The sequence below is a fragment of the Paenibacillus sp. FSL R7-0204 genome (assembly GCF_038002225.1).
Classification (GTDB): domain Bacteria; phylum Bacillota; class Bacilli; order Paenibacillales; family Paenibacillaceae; genus Paenibacillus_AQ.
This window is the reverse complement of record NZ_JBBOCA010000001.1, coordinates 1,752,551-1,773,255: the sequence shown is the minus strand read 5'-3', so window position 1 is coordinate 1,773,255 and position 20,705 is coordinate 1,752,551. Positions and strand designations below refer to the sequence as shown.

The 20,705-nt window shown below is 53.9% G+C and carries 17 protein-coding genes and 1 tRNA gene; 5 read left to right on the top strand and 13 right to left on the bottom strand.

What is annotated here, in order from left to right; translation table 11 throughout:
• Positions 1-8 precede the first annotated feature (8 nt).
• Together lon and lonB are read right to left on the bottom strand one after the other, a co-directional pair.
• Entirely contained in the window at positions 9-2,408 is a 2,400-nt protein-coding gene (lon, locus tag MKX42_RS07965; protein ID WP_340752033.1) for an endopeptidase La, read from the bottom strand.
• A gap of 235 nt (positions 2,409-2,643) precedes the next feature.
• Complete coding sequence (lonB, locus tag MKX42_RS07960) at positions 2,644-4,353, bottom strand: ATP-dependent protease LonB (protein WP_340752032.1); 1,710 nt, start codon at positions 4,351-4,353, stop codon at positions 2,644-2,646.
• Between the two features lie 182 nt (positions 4,354-4,535).
• Between lonB and MKX42_RS07955 the strand changes: the two genes are divergently transcribed.
• From MKX42_RS07955 to MKX42_RS07940, 4 genes are read left to right on the top strand one after another with little or no spacing between them, the layout of a single operon-like run.
• Positions 4,536-6,005: a spore germination protein gene (locus MKX42_RS07955; protein WP_340752031.1), complete on the top strand. Its 1,470-nt coding sequence runs from the start codon at positions 4,536-4,538 to the stop codon at positions 6,003-6,005.
• A 19-nt stretch (positions 6,006-6,024) separates the two neighbouring features.
• Positions 6,025-7,233 carry a Ger(x)C family spore germination protein gene (locus MKX42_RS07950; protein WP_340752030.1) on the top strand — a complete coding sequence of 403 codons (1,209 nt, stop codon included), beginning with the start codon at positions 6,025-6,027 and terminating at the stop codon, positions 7,231-7,233.
• Entirely contained in the window at positions 7,230-7,442 is a 213-nt protein-coding gene (locus tag MKX42_RS07945; RefSeq protein ID WP_340752029.1) for a hypothetical protein, read from the top strand. The genes MKX42_RS07950 and MKX42_RS07945 overlap by 4 nt, the downstream gene beginning before the upstream one ends.
• A gap of 30 nt (positions 7,443-7,472) precedes the next feature.
• Positions 7,473-8,576, top strand: coding sequence for a GerAB/ArcD/ProY family transporter (locus MKX42_RS07940; RefSeq protein ID WP_340752028.1), 1,104 nt, complete (start codon positions 7,473-7,475; stop codon positions 8,574-8,576).
• Positions 8,577-8,676: 100 nt separating this feature from the next.
• Here the strand turns inward: MKX42_RS07940 and ispG are convergent, their stop codons facing one another.
• The 5 genes from ispG to MKX42_RS07915 all read right to left on the bottom strand — a co-directional run bounded on the left by ispG (position 8,677) and on the right by MKX42_RS07915 (position 14,459).
• Entirely contained in the window at positions 8,677-9,816 is a 1,140-nt protein-coding gene (gene ispG / locus MKX42_RS07935) for a flavodoxin-dependent (E)-4-hydroxy-3-methylbut-2-enyl-diphosphate synthase (RefSeq protein ID WP_340752027.1), read from the bottom strand.
• Positions 9,817-9,946: 130 nt separating this feature from the next.
• Complete coding sequence (gene clpX, locus MKX42_RS07930; protein WP_036726028.1) at positions 9,947-11,203, bottom strand: ATP-dependent protease ATP-binding subunit ClpX; 1,257 nt, start codon at positions 11,201-11,203, stop codon at positions 9,947-9,949.
• A gap of 12 nt (positions 11,204-11,215) precedes the next feature.
• The gene (gene clpP / locus MKX42_RS07925) at positions 11,216-11,806 is read right to left on the bottom strand and encodes an ATP-dependent Clp endopeptidase proteolytic subunit ClpP (RefSeq protein WP_340752026.1); all 591 of its coding nucleotides are present in this window, start codon (positions 11,804-11,806) and stop codon (positions 11,216-11,218) included.
• A gap of 284 nt (positions 11,807-12,090) precedes the next feature.
• Positions 12,091-13,434 (bottom strand): trigger factor, encoded by a 1,344-nt coding sequence (tig, locus tag MKX42_RS07920; RefSeq protein ID WP_340752025.1) that lies wholly within the window; start codon positions 13,432-13,434, stop codon positions 12,091-12,093.
• A gap of 95 nt (positions 13,435-13,529) precedes the next feature.
• The gene (locus MKX42_RS07915) at positions 13,530-14,459 is read right to left on the bottom strand and encodes a hypothetical protein (RefSeq protein ID WP_340752024.1); all 930 of its coding nucleotides are present in this window, start codon (positions 14,457-14,459) and stop codon (positions 13,530-13,532) included.
• A 153-nt stretch (positions 14,460-14,612) separates the two neighbouring features.
• Here MKX42_RS07915 and MKX42_RS07910 point away from each other — a divergent pair.
• Positions 14,613-14,686: transfer RNA gene (locus tag MKX42_RS07910), tRNA-Arg, on the top strand.
• Positions 14,687-15,235: 549 nt separating this feature from the next.
• Here the strand turns inward: MKX42_RS07910 and MKX42_RS07905 are convergent.
• From MKX42_RS07905 to MKX42_RS07880, 6 genes are all read right to left on the bottom strand, one after another.
• Positions 15,236-16,471, bottom strand: a complete 1,236-nt coding sequence (locus tag MKX42_RS07905; protein WP_340752023.1) for an SEC-C metal-binding domain-containing protein — start codon at positions 16,469-16,471, stop codon at positions 15,236-15,238.
• Between the two features lie 11 nt (positions 16,472-16,482).
• Complete coding sequence (locus MKX42_RS07900; protein WP_340752022.1) at positions 16,483-16,854, bottom strand: hypothetical protein; 372 nt, start codon at positions 16,852-16,854, stop codon at positions 16,483-16,485.
• Positions 16,847-17,653: an RQC-minor-1 family DNA-binding protein gene (locus MKX42_RS07895; protein ID WP_340752021.1), complete on the bottom strand. Its 807-nt coding sequence runs from the start codon at positions 17,651-17,653 to the stop codon at positions 16,847-16,849. The genes MKX42_RS07900 and MKX42_RS07895 overlap by 8 nt, the downstream gene beginning before the upstream one ends.
• A gap of 233 nt (positions 17,654-17,886) precedes the next feature.
• Positions 17,887-18,768, bottom strand: a complete 882-nt coding sequence (gene pstA / locus MKX42_RS07890) for a phosphate ABC transporter permease PstA (protein ID WP_340752020.1) — start codon at positions 18,766-18,768, stop codon at positions 17,887-17,889.
• A complete protein-coding gene (pstC, locus tag MKX42_RS07885; RefSeq protein WP_340752019.1) occupies positions 18,768-19,712 on the bottom strand; it encodes a phosphate ABC transporter permease subunit PstC in 945 nt (314 codons plus the stop codon). The genes pstA and pstC overlap by 1 nt, the downstream gene beginning before the upstream one ends.
• A gap of 90 nt (positions 19,713-19,802) precedes the next feature.
• Positions 19,803-20,666, bottom strand: a complete 864-nt coding sequence (locus tag MKX42_RS07880) for a phosphate ABC transporter substrate-binding protein (protein ID WP_340752018.1) — start codon at positions 20,664-20,666, stop codon at positions 19,803-19,805.
• Positions 20,667-20,705: the final 39 nt, after the last annotated feature.

The window sequence follows — 20,705 nt, the reverse complement described above, 5'->3', positions numbered from 1 at the left end:
CTTCCTTTCTAATGCACACTACTGGGCGCTTCAATGCTTATTTCTGTATCTGTATCTGAGTCTGAGCCGGTGTTGATGCCTTGTTCATGATCTACGAGCGCGTGCTTCAGTACCTGATCCATATGGGATACCGGCACGAACTCGACATCATTACGGACACTCTCAGGAATATCCTTGAGGTCGCGCTCATTGTCCTTCGGGATAAGAATCTTCTTGTAGCCTGCACGGTGGGCTGCCAGGGACTTCTCCTTCAGGCCTCCGATAGGCAATACGCGTCCGCGCAGCGTGATCTCACCGGTCATGGCAACATGCTTGGAGACATAACGCTTGGTAAGCGCGGAGATCAGCGCCGTGGCGATGGTAATCCCTGCGGACGGGCCGTCCTTGGGAATCGCACCTTCGGGAATATGGATGTGAATATCGTTCTTCTCGTGAAAATCAGGAGCAAGCCCCAGCTCCTCCGCCTTGGAGCGGGTATAGCTGAAGGCGGCCTGCGCCGACTCCTTCATTACATCGCCGAGCTGTCCGGTCAGCGTCAGCTTCCCGGTGCCCTGGACCACCGTTACTTCAATCAGCAGCGTATCGCCGCCAACCTCTGTCCAGGCCAGCCCGGTAACGGTACCGATCTGATCCTCCAGCTCTGCCATTCCATAGCGGAACTTGGAGGCTCCCAGGTAATCCTTGATCTCTTCCGGAAGAATGCTGACGCGCTCCTTCTCTTCCGAGACAATCTGCTTCGCCGCCTTGCGGCAAAGGGCAGCAATCTGCTGCTCCAGATTCCGCACCCCGGATTCGCGGGTGTACTCGCGGACAATCTTCAGCAGCGTATCGTCACCGATGGACAGCTGCTCTTCCGCAAGGCCGTGGCTCTTGCGCTGCTTCGGCAGCAGATAACGGCTGGCAATCTGCAGCTTCTCCAGCTCCGTATAGCCGGGAATGAACAGCATCTCCATCCGGTCCAGCAGCGGACGCGGAATGTTGTGCACGGCATTCGCCGTAGTGACGAACATGACGTTCGACAGGTCGAACGGCAGCTCTACGAAGTGATCACTGAATGTATTGTTCTGTTCCGGGTCCAGCACCTCCAGCAGGGCCGCCGACGGATCACCGCGGAAGTCCGCCGCCATCTTGTCGATCTCATCCAGCAGGAAGACCGGGTTGATGCTGCCTGCCGTCTTCATCCCCTGGATGATCCGGCCCGGCATTGCGCCGACATACGTACGGCGGTGACCCCGGATCTCGGCTTCATCCCGCACGCCGCCCAGCGAGATACGGACGAACTTGCGGTTCAGGGAGCGGGCGATGGAGCGGGCGAGCGAGGTTTTGCCGACGCCCGGAGGACCTACCAGACACAGAATCGGCCCCTTCAGCCCCTTGACCAGCTTCTGCACGGCCAGGTATTCCAGCACCCGTTCCTTCGGCTTCTCCAGACCGTAGTGGTCAGCGTCCAGCACCTCTTCCGCCTTGCGGATATCCAGATCATCTTCCGTGGCGTCGCTCCAGGGCAGACCGAGCAGCCAATCCACATAGTTGCGGATAACGCTGCCTTCGGCCGAGCTTGCCGGCATTTTCTCCAGACGGTCGATCTCCTTCAGGATCTTCTCCTGCACCCGCTCCGGCAGATTCTTCTCTTCCATCTGGGTGCGCAGCTCATCGGCTTCACCGGCCCGGCCTTCCTTCTCGCCAAGCTCCTTCTGGATCGCCTTCATCTGCTCGCGCAGGTAATACTCCTTCTGGGTCTTCTCCATCTGCTTCTTCACACGCTGGCTGATCTTACGTTCGAGCTCCAGCACTTCGCGCTCATTATTGAGGATATCAAGCAGCTTCTCCAGACGCTTGCTGACGTCAATGGTCTCCAGAATCTCCTGTTTGTCCTTGATCTTCAGCGCCAGATGACTGGTGATGACATCCGCCAGCCGCCCGGGCTCCTCGATATCGGAGACTGCAGCGAGTGTCTCCGGCGTTACTTTTTTGGACAAAGTGATGTAGTGTTCGAACTGGCTCAGCACGCTGCGCATCAGGGCATCGCTCTCCTGGTCCACATCCTCCTGCTCCGGCAGCTCACGCGCCATCACCTCATAGTATTCCTCGTTGTCTGTATAATGAATAATCTCGGCCCGCTCTACGCCTTCCACCAGCACACGGATCGTACCGTTGGGAAGCTTCAGCATCTGCCGCACATTCGCCACCGTACCCACGCGGAATATATCCTCTTGCCCTGGCTCCTCAATATTAACTTCCGACTGGGAGCAGAGCAGAATCAAATTATCTTCAACCATAGCTTTCTCTAGTGCCCGGACGGACTTCTCACGGCCTACATCCAGATGCAGAACCATACTGGGATAGACAAGAAGACCTCTAAGCGGTAATAAAGGAAAACGACGACCTTTGGATTTATTTTGTATCATCGCTTTCGCACCTCCCATGGTTCATAAGTTGTGTCATATGCATTCATTCTAACAAAAGCCGCATGAAAACACCAACAACCCGTGTCCGCAATTGGCGTTATTGGCACGCTCACCCATCGGTATGTAGTATTCGCTGAACATTCGTGTCCTATGCCGCCGTAACCACTCCTCCTCATCCATATAAAAAATCCCCCGGCAGCTGCCCGCCAGGGGATTCCTTCATACTGTGCCTGTCTTACCCGGGCATACTCTCGCCCGAAGCGTCCGCCTTCAGCAATGAAGGCGCTGAAGAGAAGGTCTCGCCGGATACGGCGGGCATTCTGATGTCTGCCGTATCGGTGCCGAACAGGTGGCGGAAGACTTCCTCCACCGTGTCCACCGGGATCACCCGCAGCGCGCCGAGATCGGCGAACAGCGACTGCCAGTTCTCCTTCGGAATCAGCACGGTCGTTGCTCCCGCCTGGAAGGCCGCCTCCACCTTGGCGACCACGCCGCCGACCGGCTTCACCCGGCCATGGATGCCGACCTCCCCGGTGATCGCCACCGTGTTGTCCACCGGCAGCTGCCGGATGGCGGAGACGATGGCCACCGCCATGGCCACCCCGGCGGACGGGCCGTCAATCGGCGTCCCGCCGGGGAAGTTAATGTGCAGGTCATACTTGTCCGGCTCCAGCTTCATGGAGCGCAGGACGGTCAGCACATTCTCAATCGAGCCCCGGGCCATACTCTTGCGGCGCACAGTCCGCGAACCTCCGCGCGTCTCCTCTTCATCGACTACCCCGGTGATATTCAGCCTGCCCGGCCCGTTAAGGGCGGGCGCAGCGGAGACCTCGATCTCCAGCAGCGTGCCCATGCCGGGTCCGTAGACGGCAAGGCCGTTGACCAGTCCGACCTGCGGAGCGGAAGGGATCTTGCGTTCCGTCCGCAGCGGCAGCTGGCTGCTGCTGGCAACCCATTCCACTTCCGCAGCGCTCAGCGTGTCCCGGCCTTCGGTCAGCGCAAGACCCGCAGCCAGCTGGATCATATTCACCGCCTCGCGGCCGTTCGTAGCGTACTGCTGCACGACCTCGACCGCTTCCGGGCTTGGCTTCAGCCCGATCTTCTGGACGGCATCCCGTCCAATCACGGCAATCTCCTCCGGCAGCAGCGGGCGGAAATAGATCTCCATGCAGCGCGAACGGAGCGCGGGTGAGATCTCGTCCGGCGACCGTGTCGTGGCTCCGACCAGCCGGAAATCGGCAGGCAGGCCATTTTGGAAGATATCATGAATATACGCAGGTGTATTGCTGTCCTCGGAGTTGTAATAGGCGCTCTCCAGCAGCACCTTGCGGTCCTCCAGCACCTTCAGCAGTTTGTTCATCTGAATGGGATGCAGCTCGCCAATCTCATCGAGGAACAGAATCCCCCCATGCGCCTTGGTTACCGCTCCGGGCTTCGGCTGCGGGACTCCGGCCACGCCCATGGCCCCCGCTCCCTGATAGATCGGATCATGCACGGAGCCGATCAGCGGATCGGCAATTCCGCGCTCGTCGAAGCGGGCCGTAGTGGCATCGATCTCGGTAAATTTGGCGTCACGCTTGAACGGAGACAACGCATTCTTCTTTGCTTCCTCCATAACCACCCGCGCCGCTGCCGTCTTGCCCACACCCGGCGGCCCGTAGATAATGACATGCTGCGGATTGGCACTGCATAACGCGGCCTTCAAGGCGCGCAGCCCGTCCTTCTGTCCGACGATATCGTCGATGGAGGCGGGGCGTGTCTTTTCTGAAAGCGGCTTGGTCAGTGAGATCATCCGCATCTTCCGCAGCTTATCCAGCTCCTTGCGCGATTCCCGGTCCACCGCCGTCTTGTTCGTCTTCTGTCCCCGCAGCAGATTCCAAAAATAAACGCCGATGACCAGCGCGAAAAAAAGCTGCACGACCATCAGCAATATACTTAGTTCCATAGGTCACCCTCCTGTATCCTTCCGTCTGCCAGTTCTGTATTCAGCTACTACTAGGTAGTATAGCCGTTTCAAACATTCGTAAACTCCCGCAGCAAAAAAACCGAATCCCATTCTCCTTCCGCGCTCATAGATTGCATAGGATTTCCACAATCGGAAAGACTATACCGGATGATTGGAGGTGAATGACCATCACACATCTGGAGAATACCCAAGGGCCGCAGGAGAAGCTGCCGCAAGCCCTGTCCGCCATAATAGAAGGGATGCAAATCCGCCTGGGCAAAAGCACAGATATCATCTATCGTTTCATCACGCTCGGCCCTTCGTCCGCAGTAATTATCTTCATTGAAGGACTCGCAGATCCGCAGGAGATGATTCAGGCCATTCATGAGGACTCCAGTCTATATCAACAATTCAGCCAGCCTCAGCCGGAGAGCTGCCTGAAGCTGCTGCAGGAACGGACGCTCTCCCTCGGCAAGGTCGGGGAGGTCAGCAATTACACAGAGGTAGAGCGCGAGCTGCTCGCCGGTAACTCGATCCTCATCATTGACGGAGCTCCGAAGGCACTGTCTGCCGGAACGGAAGCGCTGAAGCAGCGGGCAGTGGAGGATGCCGGCTCACAATCCGTTGTAAGGGGGCCGCGTGAAGGCTTCACGGAATCCCTGCGGGAGAATACCGCCCTGATCCGGCGGAGAATCCAGAACCCCAAGCTGCGCATTGAGGAGAGAACCCTCGGGGAACAGACGCAGACGAATGTAGCTGTAATGTATATAGAAGGCAATGTAGATCCCGGGGTGCTGAATGAGCTGCGCAGACGGCTGGATGAAGCCAAGCTCGACAGCGTACTGGAGAGTAATTATATCGAGGAGATGATTCAGGACCCGCAATACAGCCCTTTTCCGACGGTCTATAACACGGAACGCCCGGATTCCGCCGCATCAGCACTGCTTGAAGGACGGATCACTATCCTGGTTGAGGGTACGCCGTTTGTGCTCATCGTTCCCGCCTTGTTCGTACAGTTCTTCCAATCCAGTGAGGATTACTATCAGCGGAGCGATTTTGCCAGTCTGGTCCGCATCCTCCGTTATTTCTGCTTCGCTGTAGCACTGCTGACCCCGGCCTTTTATATTGCAATCACCACCTTTCACCAGGAGATGATTCCGACGACCCTGCTGGTCAGCCTGATCGGGCAGCGTGAAGGCATTCCGTTCCCGGCGTTTCTCGAAGCCTTCCTGATGGAGATCACCTTCGAGATTCTGCGTGAGGCCGGTATCCGCCTGCCCAAATCAATGGGCCAGTCCGTATCTATCGTAGGTACGCTGGTCATTGGCCAGGCTGCGGTGGATGCAGGGCTAGTCTCGGCTGCTATGGTCATCGTCGTCTCCATTACAGCCATATCCAATTTCGCCCTTCCCGCCTTCAACATCGGGATCTCGGTACGGATTCTGCGCTTCGTGATGATGGGGATTGGCGCTTCCTTCGGCCTATACGGGATTGTTGTCGCCTTAATTATTCTGGGTCTCCACTTATGCAGCCTGGAATCCGTAGGTGTTCCTTACATGACTTCCTTCGCCCCCTGGCAGTGGCTTAGCCAGAAGGACAGCCTCATAAGGCTGTCAAGGCGCAACATGAAGAAGTATACCGGACATAACTGACAGAGAGGAGCAACCTTCTATGCGTATTCAACAAGTAGTCTGCCTGCTCCTGGTCTTCAGTCTGGCGGTGTTGCCCGGATGCTGGAGCCGCAAGGAGCTGAACGAGCTGGCCGTGGTCATGGCGATGGGAATTGATGACGCACCTGAGGGTTATGCCGTTTCTGCACAGGTGCTGAATTCGGGAGAAGCACGCAGCACCAAAGGAGCAGCAGGCAAAAGTCTGCCTGTTCTTACCTACAAAGCCGCAGGCCAGACGGTTCCCGATGCCCTCCAGCATATGCTCAGTACAGCGCCGCGTACTCTCTACTTATCTCACATCCGTGTTCTTGTTCTTGGAGAAAAGCTGGCACGGCAAGGAGTCAGTGACATCCTTGATTTCATCACCCGGAACCATCAGCTCCGCAGTGATTTCTTCCTGGTGGTAGCGAAGCATTCCCAGGCCTCCGATATTCTGGAGATTAATACGCCGTTCGAACAGATACCAGCCAATTCGCTCTACTCCTCCATTCTGGTGTCCCATAAAAATTGGGCAGCTACCGGCAAAGTCACCTTGCAGCAGTTCATTCTTGAACTGGAGCGCGGCGGCTCCAACCCGATTATGTCAGGCGTAAGGCTGAACGGCGATGTATCAGAGGGAGGAACCATCAAGAATATTGAATCCATTGTCCCCAAGACTCAAATTGTCCAGGCGGGAATTGCTATTTTCAAAAAAGACCGTCTGGTCGGCTGGCTGGGTGAGAGCACGAGCAAGACGGTCAACTATGCGCTTAATGAAGTCAGCTCCTCTAACGGCGATGTCACCTGCCCGGATGGAGGCAAGGTCGGCTTCATCGTCACCCGCTCCGAGAGCAGTATCCGGCCGCAGCTGAATCCGGCCGGGCAGCCGGAATTCACCATCACGGTCAACGTTGAGGCCGATCTCACTACGATTCAGAGCACGCTTGATCTCACCAAGCCGTCCAACGTAGAGATGATTCAGACCGAAATTGAAAACAAGTTCAAGTCGAGTATGCACGATAATATTCAAAATGTGCAAAAGCACTATTCCTCCGATATCTTTGGCTTCGGCGAAGCGCTGCACCGTAAATATCCCAAGGTCTGGAAAGCTTACCGTGAGGATTGGGATGATCATTTCAAGCAGGTGAAGATTACCGTTGACTGCCAGACGCATATCCGGCGGATCGGCTCTATTATTCAACCGCAGAGACTGGAGATGGAACTGAAATGAACTGGGACTGGCTGCTGCTTCTGATCCTGCTATTCACTGCCTTTACGCAACTCCCTTCATTGCTCCGGCTGCGTTCTCCACAGGATACGTCCGTCTTCTGCGTGTTCTGGCTGCTTACAGCTTCGTTCACAATTGCCGATATGGCAGGCTCCACTCTAATCAGGCCTATGAACTGGGTGTACAGCATCATCAAGATGTTATCCTTCTGACCACTAACCTCCTTGAAAGGAGACAGACCTGTGAGCAAGTCTAAGAAGCTCTCCTCCTTACAATTATTTATCCTGACCTTCGGGCTGACGACCGGGAGCTCCATTCTTGACTTGCCCGGTGCAATGGCACAAACCGCCAGAGAGGACGCCTGGATCGCCTCCCTCTTCAGCCTGATCATCAACCTTATAATGGTTGTCTTATGTCTTGTTCTCTCCCGGCTCTATCCGGGGCAGACATTGTTCGAGATTCTAGAGTCTGTACTGGGCCGATGGCTGGGCAAGGCACTGTCACTCATCTACTTATTCTATTTCCTCATCCTTACCAGTGCATTACTGGGTGATCTGGGTACCTTCGTCACCACAGAGGTTATGCCTGAAACCCCGATCGAGGCGATCAAAATAATATTTCTGATTGTGATCGTTATCAGCGCGTACAAAGGCATCGTTATTCTGGCCCGATTAAGTGAGCTGCTCTTCCCCTGGCTGGTTCTTCTGTTGACGCTGCTCATTCTGGCACTGGTTCCTCAAACCAATTGGACACATATCCGTCCCATTCTGGAGGATGGCCTGGGGCCGGTTATGTCTGCGGGCATCCAGGCCGCCATGTTCCAAGAGCCTATTGTATTAATGGGCCTCCTCCCTCTGGTGAAGCAGCCTGGTAAGCAGGCGCGGGCCTTCCTCGGCGGAACAGTTGTTGGCGGGCTGACTCTCTTCGTGCTGACACTGCTTAGCGTGCTCGTCCTTGGGATTGAGCAGACCTCGAACAGCAACTACCCGGTGTTCATTCTGGCAAAGGCTATTAATATCGGTAACATCCTGCAACGAGTCGAAGGAATGTTAATTACGATCTGGATTATGACCTTCTTCATTAAAATCTCCTTACTCTTCCTGCTGATCCTGCAGAATTTCCAGACCGTGTTCAGCCTGAAGCGGACCACCTACCTGATCTTTCCTTTGGCGGTTCTGTTATTCGTCTTCGCTTCCAATATTTATATCAACCTCATCTATCTTATACATATGGTGCAGACGGTCTGGTGGAAATTCGCTGCCATCCACCTCGTATTCCTTCCTCTGCTGGTGTGTCTGATTGCGTTAATCCGTCATAAGCGGACTGCCACCGCAGCCAAGTCTTAAGACCCGGTTGTACCTGCTAACTTACTGAACCAGGCATAGAAAAAAGCCCTGACCGCTTGCAGATCATCCGCAAACGGGCAGGGCGCTGTTATATATAGAATTAGTTCTCTGTGTTGCCGACTGGTGTTGCCGGAGCCAATCCAGCGTGGCTGCGGCCGGGAATCTCGCCGGTCGCCTCGAAATGCTCGACAATAATGTCAATCTCCTTCTTCAGCTCGGAGACGAGCTCTGCCTCAGGCACCTTGCGGATCATCTTGCCGTAACGGAACAACAGCCCTTCTCCGCGCGCACCGGCGATGCCGATGTCCGCTTCTCTGGCTTCCCCCGGACCATTCACCGCACAGCCGAGGACGGATACCTTGATCGGCACCTTCAGCTTGGAGATGTACTCCTCCACTTCGTTTGCAATCGAGAAGAGGTCAATATCCAGACGTCCGCAGGTCGGGCAGGAGATCAGGGTAGCGGCATTCGAGATCAGACCGAAGGTCTTCAGCAGCTCACGCGCTACCTTCACTTCCTCCACCGGATCAGCACTCAGAGAGATCCGCACCGTACTGCCGATGCCCATGGAGAGCAGCGCACCGATCCCGGCCGAGCTCTTCACTGTTCCGGCGAACAGTGTGCCGGATTCAGTGATACCCAGATGCAGCGGATAAGGAATCACTTCTGCAGCTTGACGGTAAGCCTCGATGGCCATCGGCACATCGGATGCCTTCAGTGACACGATGATATCGTGGAAGTCCAGCTCTTCGAGAATGCCGATATGGTACAAGGCACTCTCAACCATAGCCTCCGGTGTAGGATAACCGTATTTCTCCAGCAGGTGATTCTCCAGCGAACCGGCATTCACGCCGATCCGGATCGGTATCCCCTTGTCCTTACAGGCCTTAACGACAGCTTCCACCTTATCACGGCGTCCGATATTGCCGGGATTGATCCGCACCTTGTCGATGCCGTTCTCAATCGCCAGCAGAGCCAGCTTGTAATTGAAATGAATATCCGCTACGAGCGGGATATGAATCTGCTTCTTGATTTCCTTAATCGCCGCTGCCGCTTCCTCATTGTTGACCGTTACACGCACGAGCTGACAGCCAGCTTCCTCCAGCCGCAGAATCTCGGCCACGGTTGCCTCTACATCGGCGGTCTTGGTCGTACACATGCTTTGGATTGCAACCTCGTTGTTACCCCCGATAATCACTCCGCCAACATTGACGGGACGGGTCTGGTGTCTCAGGAACATGATTTTCTCCCCCATAACGATCAAAGCTCCACCCTCTCCGCCCCCCGCAGGTCATGCGGGGTGTGCGGGAGAAAGTGGAGACCCTGAGCTGTATTGTTAAGCCGGGTCAGGCCGGGTAATGAAGCCTGACTTACGCGCTTTCTTCTTTTTTCTTATCCTTCTTGAGACTAAGCTCCGGCAGAGACTTCTCTTGAACAACCTGCTCGGTAATGACACAATCCTTAATGTCATCGCGTGAAGGCACTTCGTACATTACATCAAGCATAATGCTCTCAATAATTGCACGCAGTCCACGGGCACCGGTGTTGCGCTTAATCGCTTCCTTCGCAATCGCTTCAAGAGCAAGCGGTTCGAACTTCAGCGCTACATTATCCATCTCCAGCAGCTTCACATACTGCTTCACGAGCGCATTCTTAGGCTCGGAGAGGATACGTACCAGTGTGCTCTCATCAAGCGGCTCCAAGGTCGAGATGACCGGCAGACGGCCAACGAACTCGGGGATAAGGCCGAACTTCAGGAGATCCTCAGGCAATACCATGGACAGGTATTCACCGGCCTTAAGATCCTTCTGTCCTTCAACCGCAGCGTTGAAGCCGATGACTTTTTTGCCGATACGGCGCTTAATCATTTGCTCCAGGCCGTCGAAGGCACCGCCCACGATGAACAGGATGTTCGTCGTATCGATCTGGATGAATTCCTGATGAGGATGCTTGCGTCCGCCTTGCGGTGGAACCGAAGCGACCGTACCTTCCAGAATCTTCAGCAGCGCCTGCTGAACGCCTTCACCGGATACGTCACGGGTAATGGAAGGGTTCTCGGATTTACGCGCTACCTTATCAATTTCGTCTATATAGATAATGCCGCGTTCGGCTTTCTCCACATCATAATCAGCCGCTTGAATCAGCTTCAGGAGAATGTTCTCAACATCTTCACCCACATAACCGGCTTCCGTAAGGGAAGTGGCATCTGCAATGGCAAAAGGCACGTTGATGATCTTCGCCATCGTCTGCGCCAGCAGGGTCTTACCGGAGCCTGTAGGTCCGAGCAGCAGAATGTTGCTCTTCGTCAGCTCCACATCTTCAATCTTGCTCTGGCTGTTCACGCGCTTGTAGTGATTATAGACAGCAACGGAGAGCGATTTCTTCGCTTGCTCCTGGCCGATAACGTATTGATCCAGAATATCGCGGATTTCCTTCGGTTTCGGAATATCCTTCATATCCAGCTCTTCTTCGTGGCCCAGCTCCTCTTCCACAATCTCCGTGCACAGCTCGATGCATTCGTCACATATATAAACACCAGGTCCCGCTACGAGCTTACGAACCTGCTCTTGTGATTTGCCGCAAAAGGAACATTTCAACTGTCCTTTTTCATCATTAAATTTAAACATCTTACCACCCCTTTAAGATATGATCGGTGAAGAGAGTACCTGGTCAATGAGCCCGTATTCCTTCGCTTCTTCCGCGCTCATGAAGTTATCGCGGTCTGTATCCCGTTCGATTTTGTCAAGGGGCTGACCTGTGCGCTCTACATAAATCTGATTCAGCTTCTGTCTCGTCTTAAGAATCCAGTCGGTATGAATCCAGATGTCGGACGCCTGCCCCTGAACGCCGCCGAGCGGCTGATGAATCATGACCTCGCTGTTGGTCAGCGCATATCTTTTGCCGGGCGCTCCGGCTGTCAGGAGCAATGATCCCATACTGGCTGCCATCCCTACGCAAATCGTTGAAACATCCGGTTTGATATATTGCATCGTATCATATATACCCATGCCGGCTGTCACAGAACCACCGGGCGAGTTGAGGTACAAGTGAATGTCTTTTTCGGGGTCATCTGCGGCCAGGAACAGCAACTGCGCAATAACCAGATTGGCGACATCATCGTCAATCGCACTGCTCAGGAAGATGATGCGATCCTTGAGCAATCTGGAATAGATATCGTATGAGCGTTCTCCCCGGCTTGTCGTTTCCACAACCATTGGTACCAGACTCATGCCACCAACCTCTTTTCTCTATACAGATTAGTCTTTCCGTTTCAGAAATATTTTAACACGTTCAAAGCGGGATGTCATTTATTCACTGTTCCTTCCAAGCCGCATTGCTCATGTGCATGCCATTATAACGCAATTCCACGGACAATGCCAATTGACGGATTCATGATATGTACTACCAAACGCCCGGCCCCCGATAAAAATAAGGCACGTAACAAAAACTTACGTGCCTTATCAAATCTCTATGGAGGCTAATGGATAGCCGTTCTTAGGTTAAGGATTGAAGCTTACTCAGCCTTCGCTTCTTCTGCTGCCGCTTCTTCTGCAGGTGCTGCCGGAGCATCAACTTCCACGCTGTTGCTAACGAGGAAATCGATGGTCTTGCGCAGAGAGATCTCATCGTTCAGGCTGCTCAGGGAACCATTGGCTGCCAGGATGCTGCGGATTTCTTCAGGAGTACGCTTGTAAGCTTCAGCCATAGTAGCCAGCTCTTGCGTAACTTCTTCTTCCGACACTTCGATCTTCTCTTCCTTAGCAATAACTTCCAGAACAAGGTTGTTACGAACGCGCTTCTCAGCATCGCCCTTCATTTGTCCCTGCAGGTCTTCACGGGTCTGGCCGGAGAAGCTGAGGAACATGTCCATGTTCATGCCCTGCTGGCGGAGACGGGTATCGAAGTCACGAACCATGTTCTCCACTTCGCTGGCGATCATAGCCTCAGGAATTTCCACTTCAGCATTTGCTGCTGCTGCGTCAACTACTGCGGATTCACGAACGCTCTTCAGCTCTTCCTGCTTGCGGGATTCGAGCTGTGCCTTCAGGTCTGCTTTGTATTCTTCCAGTGTATCGAATTCACTAACGTCCTTGGCGAATTCATCATCCAGCTCAGGAAGCTGTTTGCGCTTGATTTCGTGCAGCTTCACTTTGAATACAGCAGCCTTGCCTGCCAGTTCAGCAGCGTGGTAAGTCTCAGGGAAGGTTACTTCAACATCCTTGAAGTCTCCAGTGGACATGCCCACTACCTGCTCTTCGAATCCTGGAATGAAGGAATTGCTGCCCAGCTCCAGGGAATGACGCTCAGCCTGTCCGCCTTCGAATGGAACGCCGTCAACCGAACCGTCAAAATCAATTACAGTGATGTCGCCGTTCGCTGCTGCTCCTTCTTCGATAACAACAAGCTCAGCGTGACGCTCTTGCAGACGCTTCAGTTCAGCATTCAGCTCTTCGTCAGTGACTTCTGCCTTCTGTACTGGTACTTCCAGACCTTTGTACTCGCCCAGCTTCACTTCTGGCTTAACTGTGATCTTCGCTTTGAAGATGAACGGCTGGCCCTTAGCGAATTGCTCGATGTCCACTTCAGGACGGTCTACAGGGAAGATGTCAGTCTGTTCAACGGCTTCGCCGTAAGCTTCAGGAAGAAGAATGTCGATAGCATCCTGATACAGGCTTTCAACACCGAAACGGGATTCAAAAATCGGCCGCGGTACTTTACCTTTACGGAATCCAGGAACGTTTGCTTTCTTTACCACTTTATTAAAGGCTTTGTCGAGTGCTGCAGCTACGCGTTCCGCTTCAACTTCGACTTCAAGAACTCCGAGGTTCTTCTCTATTTTTTCCCAAGTTGCTTTCATAATATACTTTTCCCTCCAAAAATAGGTTACATGTTTACTTAAATAGTCCAACATTTCACGCACAGAATAACCACTATATTATATACAACATTACTTTATTTATCAAGTAGAGAACTCTTTACAAATCCCCTGAGCGAACGGTAGGCCCCCTCAAATTGGAAGCGCATGCTATCGGTGATGCCGTACATGCCCCGTGTTTCCTCTTCTTTGCGGTTCCCGTTCAGGCTCTCCGACACCATCTGGTGCAGGGCTCCCGCCCAAATATCCAGCTGCGAATACTCCCCGTCCAGCAGCTTGCGGTAATCTGCCGTCCCGTACATGGACATGACAAACTGCCCCCACAGCTCCTGGGCAAAATAATACAGCGTCGGCTCATGCACCTCTGCCTGCTCGGCCACCCGTTCCAGCACCTGGCTGATCTGCGGCGGGAACTCGTCGCTGTGCAGCGGCACGGTCTCGATCTCCACCTCAGCGGCCTCATGGCCCCGGCTCAGCCGGATTGCCCCCTGCGCCCCTCTGCGCCTCAGCGTCTGCAGTGTGCGGAATTGCAGCAGCGGGTGCACCTCAGCCTGCTGCAGCCAGCCGGTCAGCGCTTCATCTACCCCGCTTCCCTCCAGGTAGGAGAGCTGCTCCAACGCCAGCACTGTCGCTTCGGACAGCGGTTCATTCATGACCCGCTTCAGCAGCTTATCCGGGTACTCCGCATCCTCCTCCAGCTTGGATATGGCCAGAATCCTGGCCATATCCTCTTCCCCCAAATCCATCTCCTCCGCATCCGGGGCACCGTTCCCGCCACCGCCCTGCGCCGCGTTGGGGAAGGCCGCCACCAGCCATTCCAGCAGCGACCGCCATTCCTCGTAGTGCCGCTCTTCCTGTCCCTGGCACTGCAGCAAAAAACGCAGCAGCTCCATCGCTTCCCCGTAACGTTCACTCTCCAGCATAACTGTGAGCTGAATCTGATAGTAATCCAGGGTCTTGGGAAACAGCACGATGTTCTCTTTGGCGGGGGAATTGAATTGATTCATGAGGGCACCTCCTTTTCTCCGAACTGTAATCGCTTCTGAACCTTAATCAATTGTAGATTATAGCATATCCCTGCGCGGTTTCAAAAAAACAAGTTGAAAAAGTTAACTATGTATGATAACATAATTTTTGCTTGCTTTTCAGTCAGTCATCATGTCCCGGTAGCTCAGTTGGATAGAGCATGCGCCTTCTAAGCGCACGGTCGGGGGTTCGAATCCCTTCCGGGACGTATACGAAACAGCCTTCCTTCGGGAGGGCTGTTTTGTCGTCCGGGGGATGAGAACCCCCTTTTATTTTTAGTAGGATCAACGTGAACGCTTGGGTGGGCGCTGCGCGAACGGACCGTTGTTCCAATCGCTGTGTTTTCCAGATTTTTTTCATTCCCCTAATCGGTAAAAATCCGGAGACAAAGGCGACCGCTGCCGCTTTTCCACAATCGTTCCGTCCTCTCCGCTGTTTGAGCGGGAAATGAACTTCCAAAGAAATCACCACTCTTTAGTAGTGGAGGATGCGAACCATGCACGAACTATGCGGACTGGAGATCCCTTATTTCGGCGGATCACGCCTGTCCGCAGGGTCATGCGGACTCAGAGGCCGTTAAGTAACCCGTTTCTCCGCTTTTTCAGCTCGAATGTACAGTTTAACGTCCTCTGAGTCCGTTTATGACAGAAAAGTTGGTTTTTTCGACGAATAGCGAATCCTCAGTCCTCCTAACTCTACTGGGGGCTACATGTCTATTCGTTGAATCGTTCAACATGAACCGGCTCAAGTCCCACTATTAAGCGTTAGCACCACAGCATTTCTTGAACTTCTTCCCGCTTCCGCAGGGGCAGGGGTCGTTACGTCCTACTTTGTTCGGATTTGTATACAACGTTTTTCCCGTTCCGTTCAACCTGTTGCGCGTCCCTATGGGGGCTTTGATGTTGAACGACCGCTCAATACGTGCCTGATGCTTAGCCAACCGCGCTGCTTCTGCTTCAAGCTCCTTCTTCCACTGCGGCCGTGAAGGGTGAGCAATATCTGAAATCACACAGCAGGCATAAAGTGATTCCATAAGATTTAAATACCCGTCATCATAGCCTTCCTCCACCATCGCCTCAACGAGCGGAAGTCCTTGTGCTGATCCCAGCTTGCAGAGATCATCAGCCAGCTTGGTCGCATTCGTAATATCGTGCTCTTCCGGTAATAGGGCAAGCAGCGCCTCCTCTGATTCCGGCAGCTTGATTGCACCGTATACATCGGTGGCAAACAGCCGGAAGAACTCCTGTTCAGCAGAAATATAATGCTCAGTTAACGTCTTAATTACCTCTGCTGTGCCTATTCGCGCAAGTGCCTCAGCAGCACTGGCTGGAAGGAAATCATCGTCTGAACCCAAAAAACTGCATAGCAGAGGAATAGCCGCCTCCAGCTTCATTAACCCTGCGAGTTGGACCAGATACTGTTGTTCATAGCTTGGACCATCAGGAACGTTATCGTGCAGCTTCTGCAGCACAGTATCTTCGTCGAGACATTGTCTCAGAGCCAGCATCTCTACGAGTTCGTCTCCGTAAGCATGATCAAATTCATCCCAGTATTTCCCGTAACTCTGTTCAATAAACAATTGAAATTCACCCAGCAGCTCCTGATTCGTCATCTTTGCGAGCCGAGTTTTCTGCACCACTTTATTTTTCCATTCAGGAATGGCCTTGACAGACTCCATGAACGGCTCCAATAGCTGAAGATCACTATTCATCAATATATTCAACACTTGAAATTTCGTATTATTGCCGGTTGAAGAAGACTGGTACCAATCCAGCAGTGCACTTATGGTCTCTTCGGTCTGCGGGAACTTATACGCATGGAACAGATTAAGCCCTTCGATATCCCCGGATTGCTTCATTTGTTGCAGCACCAGCGGCATCAGCGTCGGATCATTCTCATACAAAAAACTTTCGTCAAAATACTTCATAGCGGCATTAGTTACTATCGTCTCTGGATGAAGAATAAACCCCTTCACTTGTTCAGTAGTGAACATATTAATCCCCCTTACTTATTATTTTCTTGGCTAATTACATAATGTGTCGAATAACGCTGTTCCATCGTTGGATCTCCGGTCTTGGAGAAACGAAGCGGACGCTTGGGGCCCTTGCCCCAATTCATATAAACGGTGTGAGATGGCTTCAGTTCATGCTCCCGTGCCTTCTGACGGATCAGTGAGAGAATGAAGTTGAACTGCGACAGGTTGCCGCGAAGGACCCGTTCCAGATAAGGAACTTTGCCCAGACGCCACTCTTCTACCTGTTCAGGACTGACTGCTCCAAGTCTGAGGAAGACTTCCAACGGAGCGACAACGCCCTTTCCTGCAATGAGCTTCTTAACAATTTCGCCCACTTTCTTGTTCAATTCCTCCCTATTCATGCATGCCGTCCTCCGTATTCCTGCAACGCCCGCACTTCTCCGTGAAGTAAATGCCATCTGCCCGGTAGCAGCTAAAATCAAGGTGATCGAACACAAACGGCTCCCCGCATTCCTGACATGCCAGCAAAACATGATCACGCGGGCGTATAATAAGCAATTGCGCTCTTTCCTCCAGCAGTTGCTGCCACGCTGTTTCATCCATCTTGTAGCGCATTCTAAGGTCTGCAATTAGCTGGCGGATTTGAGTCTGTACCTTCTGAAACTCTATCGTTTGCCACTGCTCCAGGAAAGGAATGTATTTCCGGTCACCGGAACACAGGATTTTGAACAGGAACATCAGAATCATGCCCCGGTTCCTATCCTTCAAATACTCCATACTGACCGGCGTGATCCCTTGGTCCAGCCACTTCTCCCACTCCCGCAGCAGCTCCTCCGCCGCCCGCTCCCGCCGGACGGTCCAGCCGTAGACGGTGAACTCGATCATGGGAAGCTTCCCGTACAACCCGGTCTTCAGGTACCCGGCTTCTATGAGGACGTCCACCTTCTCCATAGTCTGCTCCATCGTCAGTTCGCGGTAAAAGCCATAGGCGGGCGTGTGATCCAGGCCGAGTTCGAGCAGCTTCTTCTCCTTCGAGCCCTTCAGGATCTTGGCCAAAAGCGTACGCCCTCCTGCACCGATAATCTCATCAGCTGCCTGCAGAATGGCTAGCAGCTCTAGCCTTGGCAGCGGTGTGTTCAAAGGATACGCGGTCTTCTGCTTCCGGTTCGGCTTAAGGCGATTAGTCTTCTTCGTGCTCACAGCGTTCTTCCTCCTTGTCCTTATAATGGACCCAGGCTAGTCCAGCCTGCACCCAAATTATAGTCGAATTATAGCATATGGGAACAGGAGCGTCAGAGGTGAGGTTCAGCGCTTCCCTGAGCACTCCGAAGCTTCCTCTATTACATAGCAAACAGGCTGCCCGCCATGAAACTTCCATAGCAGAGCAGCCTGTTCTTCCAGGATATAGTTCTATTCTCCCGTTTGCATCCCTCTCAGCGTCCCCGGCGGCGGTTGCCCAGCCACAGCGGGAAGCGGAACATAAAGTTGATCAGCAGCACGACAAAGACCAGCACGGCGGCAGACTTATCCGCGATTTGCCGCGCATCCTCGACAATGGCCTCAGACTGCACGTACCACAGATGCACAGCCAGTGTCTCGCCCGGTGAGAAGAGGTTGAAGTCCCACATCTCGCCGGAGGTGCTGAGTCCGGCGGTCAGGATGATGACCGCCGACTCCCCGAAGGCGCGTCCGGCCACCAGGCAGACGCCGGTGACGATAGCCGGAAGGGCTACCGGCACGACAACCTTGCGGATGACATGGAACTTCGTCATGCCGAGGGCATAGCCGGCTTCACGGATCTCGCCGGGCACCGCACGCACCGCCTCCTCTGTGACGCGGGCCAGCATCGGCAGATTCAGCAGTGCCAGACTGACACCCCCGCCGAGGATCGTCAGGCCGACGCCCAAGTACTCGGCGAAGATAGCCAGACCCAGGAGTCCGAACACGATGGACGGTACCGAAGACAGGGATTCCACACAGATGCGCAGCGCCCCTGTGAAGGCATTATCCGGCGCATACTCCGCCATATAGATCCCTGCCCCGATCCCGATGGGAACCGAGATCAGGAGGGAGATGAACAGGATATAGAAGGAGTTGAACAGAACGGGGCCAATCCCGCCGCCGGGATCGATCTCCTCCGGCTGCTTGAGCAGGAAATCCAGTCTGAGCGAAGGCAGGCCTTTGCTCAGGATGGTGAACAGCAGCCAGAAGATCAGCAGCATGACCAGAACGCCCAGCGTATAGAAGCCGATGGTCGCCAGTTTATTCCGCCGCTGGGCTCTGGCCGTATGGCGTGTGCGCGTGAATCCGTTCATCAGGCATCCCTCCGTTTGCGGCCCAGGAGCCGGATAATCAGAATCAGTACAAACGAGATCAGCAGCAGCAGGAAGGCCATCATATGCAGGGAGTAGTTCCAGGTGGAGTCGAACTCCACGTTGGAAATCTGCATCACGATATTACTGGTCAGCACCGAGGTGGGTGCGAACAGGCTCTTCGCCAGCTGCGGCGTATTGCCGATGACCATTACCACCGCCATGGTCTCCCCGACTGCGCGGGTCATGCCAAGAATCACAGCAGAGATAATACCCCGGCTGGCAGCGGGCAGAACGACGCGCATAATGACCTGAAGGCGGGTTGAGCCGAGTGCATAGGCAGCGTCGCGGTATTTGCGCGGAACAGCAACAATGGCATCATCACTGATCCGGCAGATGGTGGGCAGTACCATCAATGCCAGCACGAGTGCGGCGGCGAGCAGCCCGTCTCCGAGGCCTTCTCCGCTGACTCTGCGCAGGAAGGGCAGCAGTACGGTCAAGCCCAAGTAGCCGTATACAATAGAAGGAATACCGACCAGCAGATCAAGCACCGGACGGATGAAGCTCTTCAGCCATTTCGGGGCAATCTCCGCACAGAGCACAGCCATCCCAACCGAGATGGGCACGGCGATGACCAGGGTCAACGCAGTGAGCGACAATGTATTTACGATGAAGGCGGCGGCGCCGAAGGCATCCTCTTCCGGCGTCCAGTTGAACGATAAGAAGAAGTCCTGCGGGGAGATGCGGGTGAAGAGCAGCAGCGCCGTTTTGCCGATGAATACAATAACTAGTCCCAGCACAAGACAGAGCGCAAGGATGCTGAATAAGAAATAATAACGGGAGATGCTGTTGCCGAGCAGATGTCTGCGGTGCCGCTTGGTGTTACGTTTAACTTCCTCCAGGCTTGTCTGTGCCTTAACTGTCAGGCCATGAACCGGTGCCCCCATACTTTCCCTCCTGTAAGAGGCCAACCCCGTATATCCCGGAGCTGGCCGCTGTTACCTATCAATCTATTGTGCTTGCTTGGTTCAAGGATCTTAGGATTGCATCGCAGAGATTGGAATGAACTTAAGCTTCTTAAGCGAGCCCTGCTGGAACTTCTTGCTCTGTACATATTCGATGAATTCTTTGGTCGCGCCGGTCGGCTGGCCCTTTGTCATGTAGTAGCCGTAAGCCCAGATCTTGTACGAGCCGTTGATTACGTTATCCGTGTTAGCTTCCACACCGTTGAACTTCACAGCCTTGATATCGCCGCCCGTTACATAGACAAGGTCGATGTATCCGATAGCGTTAGGCGTTGTACCTACAGCTGTTTTCATGTCGCCGCTGGAGCCGGTTTCCTTGTAGTTCTTTTCTTTCTTCACGATATCTCCGCCGCCCAGCGCTTTGGCCTGATAGTTAACGCGGGTCCCGGAGCCGAAGGCACGGGTGATCACTACGATGTTTGCATCTGATCCGCCGACCTCTTTCCAGTTGGTGATTTTACCGGCGTAGATGCCTTTGAGCTGCTTTGTAGTCAGGTTGTCGACTCCGACATTCTTATTAACGATGGTTGCAAAAGGAATCACAGCGACCTTATTCGCCACCTGTCCGTCAAAGGCCTTGAAGCCCGGAACATCCATGCTGGCATCCCAGTCGCAGGCTCCGATATCGGCAATCCCCTTCTTCACGGCCTGCGGTCCGGTCACGGAGCCCTTGCCTGAAGCGGCGATCTTCACTTTAGGATGAAGCTTCTGGAATTCCTTAGCGGCCTGCAGCGTCAGCGGAAGCAGGGCCGTAGAACCGTTAACGGTGATTTTACCCTTGAGGCTGTCCGCTGCTGCGGCTACCCCTGCAAAGGATGCGGTAACCGCGATCACCGCGGTGAGTGCTGTAACTGTGAATTTTTTGAATAGCTTCATGTCTGAATTCTCCTCCCGGCGGTGTGCGCCGTTAAATGT